Origin of the sequence: Actinomycetospora aeridis, assembly GCF_037400275.1 — a bacterium.
GTDB classification, from domain to species: Bacteria; Actinomycetota; Actinomycetes; order Mycobacteriales; family Pseudonocardiaceae; genus Actinomycetospora; species Actinomycetospora aeridis.
In genome coordinates this window covers 442,651-458,616 of the sequence record NZ_JBBEGL010000002.1, presented here as the reverse complement: position 1 = coordinate 458,616, position 15,966 = coordinate 442,651, and the positions used below count along the sequence as shown (strand labels likewise).

Genomic DNA, 15,966 nt, shown 5'->3' with positions numbered 1-15,966 from the left:
CATCGTGATCACGCGGCGGCGGGGGTGCGGTCGCGGCCGAGTCGGCGCAGCCAGCCCTCGAGGTCGACGTCGGCGGCGTCGTCGGCGTGCAGCGAGCGCAGCACGGTCCACGCCAGGACCCGCATCGGTTCCAGGCGCTGCAGGTAGGTCGAGGTGTAGAGCGCGGGCCCGGCGCCGTCGGCCAGCCGGCGGAGCTCGGCGGGCGCCACCCGCTGCGGGGCGACGAGCGCTCCGAGGGACCGACCACCGAAGGCGCGCATCGGCGTCGCGGTGCAGGCCGTCACGATCTGCGGCAGCAGCGGCGCCGAGGCCCGCGTGACCAGCGCCGCCTCGGCCGGGGCGGCGTGCACCGGGTGGCGGTGCATCCAGGTGCGGGCCAGGTCGTCCCACGGCCCGGTGCCGTACCAGGACCGGCACAGGGCGGCGTTGAACAGGACCCGCAGGAGACCGAAGGGGTGGGGGTCACCGGGTGGCATCCGGTAGACCGCGTCGGTGGTCCCGTCGACGACGTCGGCGAGCGCCGGGACGGGGGCGTAGCCCGTCAGCACGAACGCGACGACGTCGGCCGCGACCTCGCTGGCCCACCCCTGCCACACCTCGGCTGCGGTCGGCGAGGTCGGGGCGAGGACGTCGTGCAGTGCCCGCCCGAGCTCGTCCGTCCAGCCCGTCAGGTGCGCGATCTGGTGCCCGCACTCGTGCAGCAGCGAGGTCGGTCGGAGCAGGTTGTGCCGGGTGATCTTGACGGCGGCGGCGGGCGAGACGGACGCGTCCCACAACCGGACGCCCGAGCGCAGGATCGACGCCCCGAGCCCCTTGTCGAGGTACACCAGCACCGGCGGAACGGGGATGCCGAGCGGCCCGAGGACCCGCTCCATGGCGTCGACGGCCAGCAGGTCGAGGCCGCGCAGCACCTCCGCGAGGCGGGGGTTGGTCCGGGTGTTCACCGCGTCGCCGAAGAAGTCGATCACGGTCTCCGCCTGCACGTAGGCCTGCCGCAACGCCAGGACGCGGCCGCGCAGGCGCGGCAGGTCGGCGGTGTCCGTCGCGGCGGGCAGCTGGGCGGTGAGCTGGTCGGCGCGTCGGGCCACCGACCGCGCCGAGCCGGTGAGGGCGGTGCGCACGCTCGTTCCGAGGTAGGCCTCGAGCCCCGCCCACGCCGCCGGTGCGGCCACCATCTCGAGGTCGCCGAGCTCGACCGCGGCACGGCGCCAGTGCCGCAGCTCCGCGGCGAGCCGTCCGCGCAGGACCTCGGCGGAGGGCCCGGCCAGGGGCTCAGCCACCGGACTTCCAGCCGGGGGTGACGGTCACCGTGGGCGCCGGCGGCGTCCCCTGGAGGCTCTCGGCGGTCACGCCCGCGAACTCCGCCCGGACGGTGACGCCCTGGGCGGCGTCGCGCACGGCGGCCGTGAACTGGGTGGTCTGCCCCTGCAGCGTCGCCGAGATCGCGGTGTCGAGGGCGGTCGTCAGCGCGGCCGCGGCGGCGCGGCCCGCCTCGGGGTCCGCGGCGAGCTTCCGCGCGACCAGGGCCTCCGCGAGCCGCGGGCCGAGCGCCTTCTGGTGGAGCTGCTGGAGCAGCCGCAGGGCGCTGGGGAGGTCGGGGCCCTCGGGCCGGCTCAGCATGGCCAGCACCTCCTGGGCCTGCCGCTCGGACAGGCGCAGGGACACCAGCAGCCGGGGCGGCGTGCTCGCGGTGTCGATGCGGACCCCGACCCGGACGCGGGGTCCGGCGGCCTTCAGCGCCCGGCGCTTCGCGAGCTTCAGCCGGACGAACCGGCGCCCCGGTGCGGGCCGCGCGCGGCCCGCGGTGCGACCGCGCCCGGCCGGGCGACCGAGACCCGGTTCGCCCAGGAGCAGCCCGGCGAGCTCAGGCGTCAACGGCTCGACCTCGTCGGCAGCCGACTCGCCCTCCCCGCGGGCGGTGTCGTCGTGCCGCAGGTGGCCGAGGTGTCCGCCGGGGAGGAGCTCGTAGAGGAGCGCCTCGGCCTCGACCGGCCACTGCCGCACGCCGCGGTCAAGCAGGTGCGTCTCGAGGGTGCCGCCGTCCGACCACGGCACCGCGCGCGCCACCGGGCGGCTCACGCGCACGACGAGGGGGCGGGCGTAGCGCAGGAAGCGGTACCGGGGGCCCGCGGCGCGGGGCATGAGCACCCAGGCGCCGGCCGGGTCCTCCGACTCGCGCTCGGGCAGGTCGGGCCGGAGCAACGCCCCGGGCAGGTGCGCGGCCGCGGCCTCGGCGAACGACTGCTGCACGGCAGCGTCGAGCATCAGCCGGTCGTCCTGGACCGCGGCGGGGAGCGTCAGCACCTGCCGCGCGGTCTCCTCGACGGTGGCGGCCAGGGCCTCCCCGGCCACCTCGGTCTCCTGTCCGGCCGGGACCTCGAGTCCGATGAGGCTCATCCCGACGTCGACGATCGGGCGCGCGATCTGCTTGGCCGGCCCGGCGCCGACCTGCGCCTTGAGGAGGTCCGCGATGCGCTCGGCGACGAAGTCGACGACCCGCTGCCTCCCGATGATCGAGATGCCCATCTTGATCACGGGGAGGGCGGCCATCACGGCCGGGAGGAACTGCTGGATCTCGGGCTTCGGGTACGACCCGGCGGGCAGCTCGACGAGCCGGCGGCCCAGCTCCCGGCGGGCCGAGTCGAGCTCGCCGACGGCGTCGGCGGCCTCGGCGGACGCCTCGGCGGCGGCCTCGCCGAGCAGCTCGTCGGCCGTCGCCTCGTCGGGGGCGAGGGCCAGGTCGGCGACCTGGCGGTCGAACTCCGCCGCCAGGGTCTCGGCCGGGCCCGCGACCTCGCCGGCCGTGATGCCGAGCTTCTTCGCGACCTGCCGGGCGATCGGGCGTACGGGCTCCGGGAGGCGGTTGATCGCGGCCTTGAGGACGCGGGTCAGCAACGGGCGGACCAGGCCCTTGAGCTTCGACAGGATCGCGCCGATCGGCAGCACCTTCGAGACGGCCGCGATCCCCTTCTTGGCGACCTTCACGACGCCCTTGACCAGCGACCCGGCCTTCTTCAGCAGCCCGCCGAGGAACTGCTCGACCGCGACGCCGCCGGACTCCCCGGGCTCGGGGGCCCAGCTCTCCAGCAGGGAGTCCAGGTCCCGGGCGGGCAGGGCGGCGAGGTCCTCGTGCTCGAGGCGGTCCGCGAGGCCGTCGAGCATCCGGTCCGCCCGCCCCGCCACGGCCTCGGTGAAGCCGTGGAGACCGCCCTGCGTGCTCTCGGTGGCCGACCAGGACGTCTCACCCTGCAGGTGCAGCGCCGCGGCCTCGTCCACCAGCTGCGCCACGGCGTCGGTGAACTCCTCGTCGGCGAGCTCGTCGAGCAGGTCGGTGGCGAGGTCCTCGCCGCGGTCGGGGACCTCTCGCGCGCCCGCGTCGAACGGCGAGTCGAGCACCCCGGCGGAGCGGGCGGCCGGCGGGGACCCGGCACTCTCGTGGACCTCCAGGCCCGCGAAGCCCGCGAACGGGGACTGCAGCTCCGGTACCGCGCTCGTGACGCTCATGCCCGTCCTCCTCGTCCCGGCCCTCCGGGGTCGTCACGGCGCACCATCCGGTGGGCCTGTCCTCACCGACGTCAATCCGCCGTCGTCGAGCCCGTCGGCGTCTCCGTCAATTCGTGGAGCACGGTGGCGAGCGAGCGGCACGCGTCGTCGATCGAGCCCGTCGCGACGCGACGCACGGGCACCGCCGCACCCGGCTCGCCGACGAGCAGCACGACCGCGACCCCGGCCTCGTGCCGCCAGGCGCGGACCACGACCACGCGCCACATCTCGAATGGCATGGGCGGCACTGTCGGCCCGCGTCGTGCCCGACGCCGTCAACACCCCGTTCGACGCAATGACCGATTGACGCTCCGGGAGACGGACCGCCGATAATCAGACAGTCGCGGAGTTAGCGGACGGGGGACGCGCGATGCCGACGAGTCGCCGAGGCACGGCCCCGACCATCACCCTGCGTGTCCATCTCCTCAACGGCTTCCGTGTCGACGTCGCCCAGCAGGAGGTGATGCTGCCGGCGCACGCGCAACGCGTGCTGGCCTACCTGGCGCTCTCGCGGCCCACCGCCGGCGCCCCGATGCGCCGGACGCCGCTCGCGGAGCTGCTCTGGGGTGACGGGACCTCCCAGCGCGCCCAGGCCAGCCTGCGCACCTCGCTGTGGCGCATCCGCCAGGCCCACGTCGGTCTGGTGCACGCCGACCGGGAACGGGTGCACCTCGGCGAGGGCGTCGAGGTCGACGTGGAGCGCAGCCTCGCGCAGGCCGACCGCCTGCTGCGCGCCGACCGCGACCTCGAGGCCCGCGACACCTCGATCGCCGATCTCGTCGCCGATCTCCTGCCGGGCTGGGAGGAGGAGTGGCTGTTGCTCGAGCGCGAGCGCATCCGTCAGGTCCGGATCCACGCCCTCGAGGCCCTCGCCCACCGGCAGTGCCGCCTCGGGCGCATCGTCCCGGCCCTCGACGCGGCCTACGCGGCGATCGCGGCCGAGCCGTTGCGGGAGTCCGCGCACGCGTCCCTCGTCGAGATCCACCTGGCGCAGGGCAACGTGGTCGAGGCCCGACGCCAGGTCGACCAGTACGCGCGCCTGCTGTGGGCGGAGATGCGGCTGCGCCCGTCGGCGGTGCTCGTGGCCAGGGTGTCGGCCGACTGCGCGGTCCCCGCGCCCCGGTCGCCCGTGCACGAGCGCAGGGTCGATCAGCCCCGCAGCAGCTGAACCGCCGGCACCCGCTCGACGCCCGCGTCGTCGAGACGCCGCGTCAGCGTCTCGGCGATCTCGACGGCGTTGGGCCGGTCGCCGTGCAGGCAGATCGTGTCCACCTCGACGTCGAGGCGCTTCCCGGACGTCGACGTCACGTGTCCCTCGAGCAGGTCGACGGCCTGCTGGGCGACGGCGTCGGGATCCTTCGCCTTCGGCTCGGGCTCGACGATGATGTGGCCCTCGTCGGTGTACTCGAGATCGGCGAAGCCCTCACGCGCGACCGTCGCGCCGAGCGAGCGGGCGAGCTCGGCGGTCGGCCCGGCGAGCCAGAAGATCAGCAGGTCGGGATCGAGGCGCAGGACGGCTTCGGTGATCGCCGACGTGATCTCCGGGTCGGTCAGCGCCATCCCGTAGAGGGCGCCGTGCGGCTTGACGTGCACGACCTCCGCGCCCTCCGCGCGCGCCGTCGCCTGCAGGGCTCCGGTCTGGTAGACGACGAGCTGCGCGGCCTCGTCCGGGCGCAGCGCCATGCGGCGGCGGCCGAACCCGACGAGATCGGGCAGGCCGGGGTGGGAGCCGATCGCGGTGCTCGTGGCGGTGGCGGTGCGCACCGACTCGCGCATGGTCACGGGGTCGCTCGCGTGGAAGCCGCAGGCCACGTTCACCGAGGTCACGTGCGTCATGAGCTCGCTGTCGTGCCCGAGCTTCCAGCGTCCGAGGCTCTCGCCGGCGTCGGCGTTGAGGTCGACACGGGTCTTCATGACCCGACAGTCTCGCGCCGGAAGGCGTCCAGGTGAACCTCTGCCCACTGCCGGAATGTCCGGGCGGGCCGGCCGAGGAGGTCGGGGACGGCGGTGGTGACGTGCCCGTCGTCGTACTCGCCGCCGCGGAAGAAGCGGAAGAAGGCGTCGACGTACTGCGGGGGCATGGCGGCGGACATCCGGGTCCGGGCGTCGTCGTCGGGCTCCGGCTCGAGGCGCAGGTCGCGGCCGAGGAGCTCGGCGAGCACGGGCAGACGATCGGCGGGTAGCGTCGCCTCGGGTCCGGTGAGGCGCAGGCTCCGCCCGTCCAGCGCCGGGTCGGTGAGCGCGCGGGCGGCGACGGCGCCGATGTCGGCCGGGTCGATCACGGCGACGGGGACGTCGGCGAAGGGTTCGCGCACGACGTCGGGGACCGGAGCCCACTGCAGCGCGTTCGACATGAACCCGCTCGGGCGCAGCACCGTCCACGCCAGCCCGGAGTCACGCACGGCGGCCTCGGACACGACGTTGTAGCGCGTGACGGCGTTGTCGAGGTCGCCGCCGACCACCGCGCCGGAGGACAGCAGGACGACCTTGCGTACGCCGGCGTCGCGCATGTCGGCGAAGAGCTCGACGGGCTGCCCGGCCGGCAGGAAGACGGCGTCGACGCCCCGCCACACCTCCCGGACCGCCGCGGGGTCGCCGAGGTCCCCGCTCACCGGTACCGCGTTCCGCACCGGCGTGCCACGCCGCGACAGGGCCCGGACCTCCACGCCCCGCAGCGGGCCGACCACCTCGGACCCGACGTTGCCGGTCGCCCCGGCCACCAGCACGGTCTCGATGTCCATGGCCACGATGGTGGCGAGGCCGAGGGAACCCCGGGGTTCCCTCAGGCGAGCTCGTCGGCGTGCTCCTCGGCCCACGCCGTCAGGGCGGTCAGCGGGCCGAGCAACGACACCCCGAGATCGGTGAGCCGGTACTCGCCGCCGCGGGTCTCCGGCCGCGCGACGAGCCCGGCGTCGCCGAGGCGCCGCAGGGTCTGGGTGAGCATCTTCTTGCTGATGCCACCGGCCCTCTCGAGCAGCGCGGTGTAGCGCCGCGGGCCGTGCGCGAGGCCCACGACGATCACCACCGACCAGGTGTCGGCGATCAGCTCCAGCGCCGTCCGCGCGGGGCAGTCGGCGAGGAAGACGTCGGGCGCCGGGGTGGTCACGCGCCGGGCGCGGCGGGCACCGGGGTCTCGACGGGGAGCTGGTCGAGCCCTTCGCGGATGCCCTGGGCGAGCAGGGCGATCTCCTCGTCGCCGACGGTCAGCGGCGGCGACACCGCGACGCCCTTGCCGAGACCGCGGACGAGCACACCGGCCTTCCGTGCGCCGCGCAGCAGCACGTTCGGGGCGTCCGGGACGCTGTCGAGCACCGACTGCTCCAGCTCCACCGCGGCGAGGAACCCGAACCCGGCGCGCACCTCGTGGACGTACGGGTGCGAGGTCAGCGGGGCGAGGGCCTCGAACAGCGGCATCTCCAGCTCGCCGCCGCGGGCGATGAGCCCCTCGCGCTCGTAGATGTCGAGCGTCGCGAGGCCGGCGGCGCAGGCCGTCGGGTGCCCCGAGTAGGTCGGGCCGTGGCGCAGGGTGCGCTCGCCGGGGGTGGTCCACCACGGCGCGGCGACCTCGCCGGACACGATGACGCCGCCGAGCGGGAGGTAGCCGCTGGTGACGCCCTTCGCGAACGTGATCATGTCGGGGCGGATGTCGCCGAAGCGTTCGATCCCGAACCAGGTGCCGAGCCGCCCGAACGCGCAGATCACCGCGTCGATCACGAGCAGGACGCCGTGGCGACGGCACAGCTCGGCGACGCCCTCGATGTAGCCGTCGACCGGCAGGTGCACGCCGCCCGCACCCGTCACGGGCTCGATGACGAACGCCGCGATCCGCTCCGGCCCGACCTCGGCGAAGACCTTCTCGACGCCGTCGAGGTCGTGCAGCGGGGCCACCGAGTTCTCCCCGGCGAGCACGCCCCAGCCCTCGCGGTTCGGCGGGATGCCGGTGATCGAGGTCCCGTAGCCGTGGGTGCCGTGGTAGCCGGTCTCGCGGGAGACGACGTGGACGCGCCGGCTCTCGCCCCGCGCCTGCCAGTAGCTGCGGGCGAGCTTGACCGCGGTGTCGATGCCGTCGGCCCCGCCCGACCCGAAGAAGACCTTCGCGTCGTCGACGGGAGCGAGGGCGGCGAGGCGGTCGGCGAGCTCCAGGGCCGGGCGGTTCGCAATGTCGGCGAAGCACGAGTACGACTCGAGCTTCGTCATCTGGGCCATCGCGGCCTCGGCGATCTCCCGGCGACCATGGCCGACGTTGCAGTACCAGAGGCTCGCGCACCCGTCGAGGTAGCGCTGCCCGGCCTCGTCGTAGATCCAGGGACCCTCGCCCCTGTCGACGACGAACTCATGGCCGTCCACGGCCGCCATGTCGGAGAACGGATGCCACAGGCGGGTGCTCATGGGGCGGATTCTCCGGGTTCGGCGCGTTCGGCGGCACCCCCGAGCAGCATGATCGCTCCCGGTGCTCCGTCGACCCCGTGTCATGGGGTGGACGGAGCACCGGGACGGATCACCTGACGGTCGTGCGCCATCCGTTGCTGAACGCTAGCCCGTGTGACGTAACGCCCGGTTCGTCCCGAACGAGACCTCGTCGGTGGTGCAGCGCCGCTGACGAGGGGGACGAGATGCCATTCCCGGCGATGCTGGTGGCGGGTGCGGTCGCACTGACGGCTGTCGGAGGCACCGCGGCGGCGGTCGTCGCGACGGCGGGCGAGTCCGTCGTGGTGGAACGCGTCGTGGACGGCGACACGTTCGACGCGATCTCCGACGGGCGCACGATTCGGGTGCGACTGCTCAACGTCGACACCCCCGAGACCAAGGACCCGAGCAAGCCCGTCGAGTGCCTCGGACCCGAGGCGACCGCGCGGCTCGAGCAACTGCTGCCCGCCGGGAGCTCGGTGACCCTCGATCGCGACGAGGAGACCGTCGACCGCTACGACCGCGAGCTCGCCGCCGTCACCAACGCCGACGGGGTGTTCGTCAACGAGGTCCTCGCGCGCGAAGGGCTCGGCGTGCCGATGACCGTCGGGGGCAACGATCGCTTCGCCGCCGAGATCGCCGCGGCGAACCAGGAGGCGCGGGCTGGACAGCGGGGTCTGTACGACTCCGAGGCCGAGTGCACCATCCCGGGAGCTGTGGCGGGGGTCGAGGCGTTGGCGATGCCGGGCGCGACTCAGCCCTTGACGCCTGAGCAGTGGGAGGCCCAGGCGACGAACCTCGACCGGATCGCCGGCGGGGCGCGCTCGGTGCTCGCGATGTTCGACGCCCCACGCGTCGGTGTGGTCTGGGCGGCGCTCTCTCCGTCCGAGCAGCAGAACCTCCGTCTCCGCGTGCAGGTAGTTGTCGACGACGCCACGGGAGACAGCGGCCTCGCGCGCCGCAACGCCGCGTGGCAGCGCGAGCAGGCGGCGGCACGACAGCGCGCCCAGGAGGACGCGGCGCGGCAGGAAGCGGCACGCCAGGAGGAGCAACGGCAGGTCGCGGACCGCGAGCGGGCGCAGGCGGAGGCGGATGCCCGGGAGCAGCGCGCCGCGGAGCGTCGTCGTGCGTCGGCATCGGACGACTCGAGCAGCACGCGGGCGAGCGGGCGGAGCTCCGGGTCGTCGGGCGCGGCCGGCGCATACCCGGGCTACAACGGCCCTCGGTGCTACGCGCCAGGCGGGCGGACCTGGCGCCCCTGCTGAGGATGATCGCTCCGGGTGCTCCTCGCGGTCGATGTGGTGGTCGACCTGAAGGAGCACTCAGGAGGATCATGCCCGCGTCGAGGCAGGAGGCGAGGCCATGAAGCACGGGACAGCGGTGCGGCACCTCGCCGAGCTCGCCGAGGAGGCGAGCAGGCAAGCGCGCGTGCGGGCGGACAACCCGAACGGCTGGCCTTTGGCCTCGTTGTGGGCGGCCGGCGCGGTGCTCGGATCGGGAGAGGACACCGAGGTGCTCATGGTCCTCGACGTCCCCGCCGTCGAGGCCCCATGGCTGGCCTTGCACCCCGCAGGGGACCGGGTCGCCGACGTCCTTGAGCTCTCCAAACGGCCGCTGCTGTGGTCCTCTCGTCCGGAGGCGTGGCCGGCGTGGAACGCGCGCCACCGCCGTGTCCTGCGCTTCTGGTCCGAGGACGGCGGCGCCAACGAGGAGGCGCTCGAGGCGTTGCGGCGCCGATCGCCGACGATCTCGGAGCCCTCCCGGGAGGCGTGGCAGGCCCAGCTCCGCAGGGAGCGGAGCATTGCCCGGCACCATCTGGACGCCGTTCTCGACCGCTTCCACGAGCCGGACTGGCGTCGATCACTGCGGGGGACCGGTCGTCGTGCCGAGGAGCACCTCTGGGGAGCCGCGCAGGGGTTGCGGGAGATCGACGAAGCTCTCGAGGCCTGAGCGCCGTCGCTCAGAGGAGCGCTTCGATCCTCGAAGCGAGCGCCGCGTCCTTCGACGGCACCGTCGGGTAGGCGTCCTCGCCCATCACCGTCGTGGTCGGCCGGGCCAGCGCCGCCTCGAGCAGTCTGAAGTCTCGGACCTGTGGTTCCTCGTCGAGCGTGAAGTAGCGGGTCACGCCCGGCCGAGGCGGTCGAGCGCCTCGCGGAAGTCCGTCGTCACCCAGGCCGCCGCCCGGTCGACGTCGTCATCGTGATCGTGCCGCTCGACGTACTCCCGCACAGCGGCGCGAGCGACCTCCTGCATCGACCGTTGCTCCGTCTCGGCGCGACGGCGCAGGGACTCCGACTCGTCGTCGCTCAGCCGGAGGGTCGTGGCCATGTCGCGGACGCTACCGTTCCTCGCATCAGCAGTGCTCGGCTCGCATCGACCGGCGACGTCCGGGGACCCTGGGCACGTGACCGCTCCCCTGACCACCGACACCGAGACCGTCGACGCCGTCGTCGTCGGCGCCGGGCACAACGGGCTCGTGGCCGCGAACCTGCTGGCCGACCGCGGCTGGTCGGTCACGGTCCTCGAGGCCTCCGACGCCCCGGGCGGTGCGGTCCGCACCGAGGAGATCACCGCGCCGGGCTGGCGCAGCGATCTCGGCAGCGCATTCCACCCGATGGGCTACGTGTCCCCGGTGCTGCGGGGCCTGGACCTCGCCGCGTACGGCCTGGAGTGGCGCCACGCCCCGGCGGCGCTCGCCCACGTGCTCCCCGACGACCGCGGCGTGCTGATCTCCCGCGACCTCGACGTCACGGCGGCCTCGCTCGACCGCTTCGCGCCGGGTGACGGCGACGCCTGGCGACGGCTCGCCGACGAGTGGCAGCGGCTGCGCGACCCGCTCATGGCCGCGTTCCTCGGGCCGTTCCCGCCCGTCCGCGACGCGGCGACGGTGATCCGCACCCTCGGCGGCCCCGACACCCTGCGCCTGGCGCGGCGCATGCTGCTGCCGGCGACGCGGTTCGGCGAGGAGGAGTTCCGCGGCGAGGGGGCCCGGGTGCTCGTCGCCGGGAACGCCCTGCACACCGACCTCGCGGTCACCCAGACCGCCAGCACGGCGTTCGGCTGGCTGCTCTCGATGCTCGCCCAGGACGTCGGTTTCCCGGTGCCCGCGGGCGGGGCCCGGTCGATCACCGACGCGCTCGTCGCGCGTCTCGCCGCGCGCGGCGGCACCGTCGCGTGCCGGCGCCCCGTCGCCCGCGTCCTCGTCGAGAACGGGCGGGCCGTCGGGGCCGTCGACGCGGCGGGCGGGCTCGTGCGGGCGCGGCGGGCGGTGCTCGCCGACGTGCCGGCACCGGTGCTCTTCGGCGACCTCGTCGGCCACGAGCACCTGCCGTCGCGGATGGTCGACGACCTCGCGCGCTTCGAGTACGACGACGCCATCCTCAAGGTCGACTGGGCGCTGTCCTCGCCGATCCCGTGGACCGCGCCGGAGGCCCGCGTGGCGGGCACGGTGCACCTCGGCGGCGACACCGCGGGGCTGATCGACTTCGGTGCCGACCTCGCCGCCGGCCGCGTGCCGCGGGACCCGTTCATGCTGCTCGGGCAGATGACGCTGTCCGATCCGCTGCGCTCGCCGCCGGGCACCGAGTCCGTCTGGGCGTACACGCACCTGCCGCACTCCCGGACGCTGACCGAGGCGGAGCTCGACGAGCAGGTGCGGCGCATGACGGCGGTGATCGAGCGGCACGCCCCGGGGTTCGGCGAGCGGGTCGTCGCGCGGACCGTCTCGCGGCCCGGGGACCTCGAGGCCGGCAACCCGTCGTTGGTCCGGGGCGCGCTCATGGCCGGTACCGCGCAGGTGCACCAGATGCTCGTCTTCCGCCCGACGCCCGGGCTCGGCCGTCCCGACACCCCCGTCGACGGGCTCTTCCTCGCCGGCGCGACCGCGCACCCCGCCGGGGCCGTCCACGGGGCGCCCGGGGCGAACGCGGCGCGGGCGGCGCTGGCGCGGGGCGGGCCTCTCGGGGCGGTCTACCGGGCGGGGATCCGGTCGGCGCAGCGGCTGGTCTACGGGGCCGCCGAGGAGCGGTCCAGCGTCCGGGCGGGCAGGTAGTCGCCGATCAGCTCGCGGTGCCACCAGGCGCCGGTCGCGCGGCGCTCGTCGCGGGTCGTGAAGCGGTAGCGGTAGAGCCGCGCGCGGACCCAGGCGGGGCGCTCGCCGTCGAACGGGTCGCGGCGCAGCAGCCGCAGGGTCGGGCGGTCGGCCTCGAGCAGCCGGTCGAGCAGTGCCGGCAGCCAGCTGCGGGCCATCCGCGGCGCGATCGGCGCGAACCACATCAGCCAGTCGAGCCGGTGGTGGTAGGGCGCGACCTGGGGCGGTCGGCGGTACGGGTCGCCGGGCTTGGCGCGGAAGTCGTACTCGTGCCAGACCGCGTCGTCGTCACCCGAGGCGTCCGTCGTGCCCTCCAGCACCACCTCCTCGCGCTCCCGGGTCACCGACCCGAAGGCGCCGTAGCTGTTGCCGAGGTGCACGGGGGTGATGCCGGCGTTCATCAGCTGGCGGCCGCTGGCCATGTTCAGCACCGGCCACACCGACAGCGCGAGCATCAGCACCGTCACCGCGAGGACGACGACGGCGAACCACGTCGGGAGCGGGCCGGGAGCCGGCAGCGGGACGGGCAGCCGGCCGAGGAACGCGTCGTCGACGGCCGCGAAGGCCAGCGAGATCGTCAGGAAGTTGAGCCAGGCGAAGTTGCCGCTGCTGACCAGCCAGCCCTGGGTGACGACGACGACCGCCGCGGCGACCGACGCGACCGGCTGCGGGAGGAACAGCAGGAACGGGACGACGAGCTGGGTGACGTGGTTGGCCAGCACCTCGACGCGGTGCAGCGGGCGGGGCAGGTGGTGGAACCAGCGGCTCGTCGGGCCGGGCAGCGGCTGGGTCTCGTGGTGGAACTCGAGGCAGGTGAGGTCGCGCCAGCAGGGGTCGCCGCGCATCTTGATCAGGCCGGCGCCGAACTCGACGCGGAAGAGCAGCCAGACCAGGAGCACCAGGATCGGCAGGGGCGGCGCCACGTCCGCCGGGCCCAGGAACGTGACGAGGAAGCCCGCCTCGAGCAGCAGCGACTCCCAGCCGAAGCCGTACCAGACCTGCCCGACGGTGACGATCGACAGGTAGAGCACCCAGAGCAGGCCCCACAGCGCGATGCCGGCGCCGAGCGGCAGGACGTCGGTGGCGCCGGCCAGGGCGGCCAGGGCTCCGAGCAGCCCGACGCCGGCGACGACCCGGAAGATCGTGTCCGAGTAGCTCAGGTGGAACAGGCTGGGGTGGCGCCGGAACGTCGTGCGCGCGAGGAACCGCGGGATCGGCGTCAGCCCGCGCTCGCCGATCAGCGGACGGAACTGGGCGAGCGCGACCGTGAACGCGATGACGTACACGAGCGCCACGAGGTGCTGGACGATCCACCGGGCGGTCGTGTGGTCCGGCGCCGCGAGCCAGTCGAGCACGGGGCCTCCCTGTCGGGGACGGCGAACCCGCCAGGTACCCGCTGCGCCGACCGGCCCACTCGCCGGCGTGTCGCATCATCGAGCGTGTGGCGTTTCGGACGCCCAGTGTCTGCGGTGGCCCACCGCTGACACTCAGGCGAGCGCCGCGGCCACGATCGCATCGGCGTCGAGGCGGTGGTGGGCCCAGGAGTCGAGGAGGTCCGAGGACCGGCCGAAGTCGGTGACGCCCAGGTGTGCCGCGCGGCCGCCGTGCACCGAGGCCAGGAACGCCAGCGTGTGGGGGTGCCCGTCGAGCACCGTCACGAGCTTCGCCGCCCGGTCGGCGGGGAAGGCCGCGTCGAGGATCCAGCTCGGGGCGGGCTCGGCGGGCCCGGTCGCGGCGGTGCGGGCGCGCAGGGCGCGGAAGAGCCGGTCCGGGCTGGTGACGACGACGACGTCGGCGCCGACGCCCTGGGACGCGAGCCGCTCGGCGGCGGCGACCGCCTGCCCGACCAGCGCGCCCATCACCGCGATCGTCACCTGCGGGGTGCCCGCGGCGCGGCGCAGCAGGTAGGCGCCGGCGACCACCTCGCGACGGCGCTGCGCTCGGGCGGCGGGGTCGGACGGGACGGCGGCGAGGCTCTGGTCGACGGGCACGGTGGACAGGCGCAGGTAGGTCGACGAGCCGCCGGGACGCCCCAACCGGCCGAGCCCGTCGAGCAGGCACCAGCCGACCTCGACGCCGAAGGCGGGCTCGAAGGCCACGCAGCCGGGCTGCTCCAGCCCGATCGACGGCGTGGTGATCGACTGGTGGGCGCCGCCCTCGGGCGCCAGCGACACCCCCGACGGCGTGCCGACGAGGATCGACTGGCCGCCCGCGTACATGCCGAACGCCCAGGGCTCGAGCGCGCGGGAGACGAACGGGTCGTAGAGCACCCCGATCGGCAGCAGCGGCTCGCCCCAGCGCGACCAGGTGGCGCCGAGCTCGCCGAGCAGCCCGACGAGGTTCGTCTCGGCGATGCCCAGCTCGATGTGCTGGCCGGTGGGCAGCTCGTGCCAGTGCAGGATCGTCTCGGCGTCGTCGGCGAACCAGTCGCGGCGCTCGTGCGCCGACCACGACCCGACCTTGTTCAGCCAGCCGCCGAGGTTGGTCGACGACGTGACGTCCGGGCTGACCGTGACGACGCGGCGGGCGGCCTCGGGGGCGGTGCGGGTGAGGTCGAGCAGGGCCCGGCCCAGCGCCTGCTGGGTGTGGCCGGTGCCGGTGGGGGTGCGCTCGAGGTCCTCGGGGACCGCGGGCGGCGCGACCGGGGTGACGGGCCGGCGGCGCAGCCGCTGGGCCGTCGCGCGGCACAGGTCGGCGGCCGGGCCGTCGGGCAGCGGGGCCCACGGGTCGTCGAGGTCGGTGCCGAGGCCCGTGGCGAGCGCGCGCATCTGGGTCTCGGTGAGCAGGCTGGAGTGGTTCTGCGGGTGGCCCTGGGTCGCGAGGCCGTAGCCCTTGACGGTGTAGGCGAAGATCACCGTCGGGCGGGTGTCGTCGATGGCGTCGTAGGCGTCGGCGAGCGCGCCGAGGTCGTGGCCCCCGAGGTTGCGGATGGCCGCGTGCACGGCGCCGTCGTCGACGTCGCGGAGCAGCGCGGCCAAGGCCTCGCCTTCCGGTCCGTCGCCGGGCAGGCGCTCGCGCAGCTGCAGCGGCGTGCAGCGCAGCAGCCGCTGGTACTCGGGGTTGGTCATCTCGTCGATGCGCCGGCGCAGCGCGTCGCCGCCGGGGCGGGCGTAGAGGTCGGCGAGCAGGCGCCCGTACTTGACCGTGATGACCTGCCACCCGGCCGCCGAGAACAGCCCGTGCAACCGCGTCGCGGAGATCTCCGGAACGACCCGGTCGAGGCTCTGCCGGTTGAAGTCGACGATCCAGCAGACCTCGCCGAGCTCGCGCACCATCGGGTCGAGGACGGCCTCCCACACCGCGCCCTCGTCGAGCTCCGCGTCGCCGACCAGCGAGAACTGCCGGCCGGTCCCCGCCGAGCCCCCGAGCCCCTCGGCGTAGCGCCGCGCGATCGTGCCCCAGATCGGGGCGGTGGCGCCGATGCCGACCGAGCCCGTCGAGTAGTCGACGGGGTCCGGGTCCTTCGACCGCGAGGGGTACGCCTGGAGTCCGCCGGCCTCCCGCAGGGTCGTCAGGTACGACGCGTCGAGCTCGCCGAGCAGGTGGTTGATCGCGTGCAGCACCGGCGAGGCGTGCGGCTTGACCGACACCCGGTCCTCGGGGCGCAACGTGTGGAACCACAGCGCGGTCATGATCGAGACGATCGACGACGACGATGCCTGGTGGCCGCCGACCTTCAGCCCGCTCGCGTTGGGGCGCACGCGGTTGGCGTGGTCGACGATCGCGGTGGCGAGCCAGAGCACCCGGTCCTCCACGGCCTGCAGCGCCTCCCGGTCCGGCTCCTCGCCGGTCGGTGGCGCGGGTGCGTGGCGGGTCTGCGTCATCGATGCCCTCCGGGTCCAGATCGGTGCCCGAAGCGTTCGTCATGGGGTCGAACTGCGCAAGCGGTACCGGACGCGGTGAGCACTATGATCAGCTCGTCCGTG

15 protein-coding genes are annotated in these 15,966 nt (G+C 74.6%); 4 read left to right on the top strand and 11 right to left on the bottom strand.

Translation table 11 applies throughout. From position 1 onward, the window contains the following. Nucleotides 1-8: 8 nt before the first annotated feature. From WCD41_RS07635 to WCD41_RS07625, 3 genes are all read right to left on the bottom strand, one after another. Nucleotides 9-1,280 carry a hypothetical protein gene (locus tag WCD41_RS07635; RefSeq protein ID WP_337712807.1) on the bottom strand — a complete coding sequence of 424 codons (1,272 nt, stop codon included), beginning with the start codon at nt 1,278-1,280 and terminating at the stop codon, nt 9-11. Further along, entirely contained in the window at nt 1,273-3,504 is a 2,232-nt protein-coding gene (locus WCD41_RS07630) for a hypothetical protein (protein WP_337712806.1), read from the bottom strand. Before WCD41_RS07630 ends, WCD41_RS07635 begins: the two co-directional genes overlap by 8 nt. Before the next feature lie 71 nt (nt 3,505-3,575). Further along, complete coding sequence (locus WCD41_RS07625; protein WP_337712805.1) at nt 3,576-3,782, bottom strand: hypothetical protein; 207 nt, start codon at nt 3,780-3,782, stop codon at nt 3,576-3,578. A gap of 131 nt (nt 3,783-3,913) precedes the next feature. Between WCD41_RS07625 and WCD41_RS07620 the strand changes: the two genes are divergently transcribed. Beyond that, nucleotides 3,914-4,711, top strand: coding sequence for an AfsR/SARP family transcriptional regulator (locus WCD41_RS07620; RefSeq protein ID WP_337712804.1), 798 nt, complete (start codon nt 3,914-3,916; stop codon nt 4,709-4,711). Here the strand turns inward: WCD41_RS07620 and WCD41_RS07615 are convergent. The 4 genes from WCD41_RS07615 to WCD41_RS07600 are packed head-to-tail and all read right to left on the bottom strand — an operon-like array spanning nt 4,693 to nt 7,932. After that, nucleotides 4,693-5,457 carry a LamB/YcsF family protein gene (locus WCD41_RS07615; protein ID WP_337712803.1) on the bottom strand — a complete coding sequence of 255 codons (765 nt, stop codon included), beginning with the start codon at nt 5,455-5,457 and terminating at the stop codon, nt 4,693-4,695. The genes WCD41_RS07620 and WCD41_RS07615 overlap by 19 nt on opposite strands. Next, the gene (locus WCD41_RS07610; RefSeq protein ID WP_337712802.1) at nt 5,454-6,284 is read right to left on the bottom strand and encodes an SDR family oxidoreductase; all 831 of its coding nucleotides are present in this window, start codon (nt 6,282-6,284) and stop codon (nt 5,454-5,456) included. The genes WCD41_RS07615 and WCD41_RS07610 overlap by 4 nt, the downstream gene beginning before the upstream one ends. Nucleotides 6,285-6,325: 41 nt before the next feature. Continuing rightward, nucleotides 6,326-6,649, bottom strand: a complete 324-nt coding sequence (locus tag WCD41_RS07605; RefSeq protein WP_337712801.1) for a winged helix-turn-helix transcriptional regulator — start codon at nt 6,647-6,649, stop codon at nt 6,326-6,328. Beyond that, complete coding sequence (locus WCD41_RS07600) at nt 6,646-7,932, bottom strand: aminotransferase family protein (RefSeq protein WP_337712800.1); 1,287 nt, start codon at nt 7,930-7,932, stop codon at nt 6,646-6,648. Before WCD41_RS07600 ends, WCD41_RS07605 begins: the two co-directional genes overlap by 4 nt. Nucleotides 7,933-8,156: 224 nt before the next feature. Between WCD41_RS07600 and WCD41_RS07595 the strand changes: the two genes are divergently transcribed. Further along, nucleotides 8,157-9,215: a thermonuclease family protein gene (locus WCD41_RS07595; protein ID WP_337712799.1), complete on the top strand. Its 1,059-nt coding sequence runs from the start codon at nt 8,157-8,159 to the stop codon at nt 9,213-9,215. A gap of 97 nt (nt 9,216-9,312) precedes the next feature. After that, on the top strand, nt 9,313-9,900 hold the full coding sequence (locus WCD41_RS07590; protein WP_337712798.1) for a DUF7711 family protein: 588 nt from the start codon (nt 9,313-9,315) through the stop codon (nt 9,898-9,900). 10 nt (nt 9,901-9,910) lie between these two features. Here WCD41_RS07590 and WCD41_RS07585 read toward each other — a convergent pair whose 3' ends face one another. Both WCD41_RS07585 and WCD41_RS07580 read right to left on the bottom strand, forming a co-directional pair. Further along, complete coding sequence (locus WCD41_RS07585; RefSeq protein WP_337712797.1) at nt 9,911-10,075, bottom strand: hypothetical protein; 165 nt, start codon at nt 10,073-10,075, stop codon at nt 9,911-9,913. After that, nucleotides 10,072-10,278, bottom strand: a complete 207-nt coding sequence (locus WCD41_RS07580) for a ribbon-helix-helix protein, CopG family (protein WP_337712796.1) — start codon at nt 10,276-10,278, stop codon at nt 10,072-10,074. Before WCD41_RS07580 ends, WCD41_RS07585 begins: the two co-directional genes overlap by 4 nt. A gap of 76 nt (nt 10,279-10,354) precedes the next feature. Here WCD41_RS07580 and WCD41_RS07575 point away from each other — a divergent pair, with 76 nt between their 5' ends. Next, on the top strand, nt 10,355-12,001 hold the full coding sequence (locus tag WCD41_RS07575; RefSeq protein ID WP_337712795.1) for a phytoene desaturase family protein: 1,647 nt from the start codon (nt 10,355-10,357) through the stop codon (nt 11,999-12,001). Here the strand turns inward: WCD41_RS07575 and WCD41_RS07570 are convergent. Both WCD41_RS07570 and WCD41_RS07565 read right to left on the bottom strand, forming a co-directional pair. Further along, the gene (locus WCD41_RS07570; protein WP_337712794.1) at nt 11,956-13,395 is read right to left on the bottom strand and encodes a lipase maturation factor family protein; all 1,440 of its coding nucleotides are present in this window, start codon (nt 13,393-13,395) and stop codon (nt 11,956-11,958) included. The two genes, WCD41_RS07575 and WCD41_RS07570, sit on opposite strands and share 46 nt — an antisense overlap. Before the next feature lie 132 nt (nt 13,396-13,527). Beyond that, nucleotides 13,528-15,864, bottom strand: coding sequence for a thiamine pyrophosphate-binding protein (locus WCD41_RS07565; RefSeq protein ID WP_337712793.1), 2,337 nt, complete (start codon nt 15,862-15,864; stop codon nt 13,528-13,530). Nucleotides 15,865-15,966: the final 102 nt, after the last annotated feature.